Source organism: Ammonifex thiophilus, from assembly GCF_003368535.1.
In the GTDB taxonomy this organism is placed as follows: domain Bacteria; phylum Bacillota; class Desulfotomaculia; order Desulfotomaculales; family Ammonificaceae; genus Ammonifex; species Ammonifex thiophilus.
Genome location: NZ_QSLN01000106.1, coordinates 1 through 240, shown reverse-complemented (window position 1 = coordinate 240; position 240 = coordinate 1). Strand labels below are relative to the sequence as shown.

1 pseudogene is annotated in these 240 nt (G+C 51.7%); it reads right to left on the bottom strand.

From position 1 onward, the window contains the following. Positions 1 to 240, bottom strand: a pseudogene (locus DXX99_RS11265) (UPF0236 family transposase-like protein); the annotation flags it as partial.

Genomic DNA, 240 nt, shown 5'->3' with positions numbered 1-240 from the left:
GGAGTCTCCGCCTTCCTCGCCGTTCCCTTCAGTACCTTCTCTACCCCCACCCGATCACCACGCCTCAAGGCTGCCCAAATCTCTCCATATGCCTCTTTGTCCTTCCCTAAAGCTATTTATCCAGGTGGAAAAGATCCAGCACAAATACGCTCTTCGGTAAAAACTCCAGACCCCTCTTTATCCACCTGTCCCCGTCTCCACAAAGGTAGATCCGCTCAACATCATGTAGCTCGTAATGCT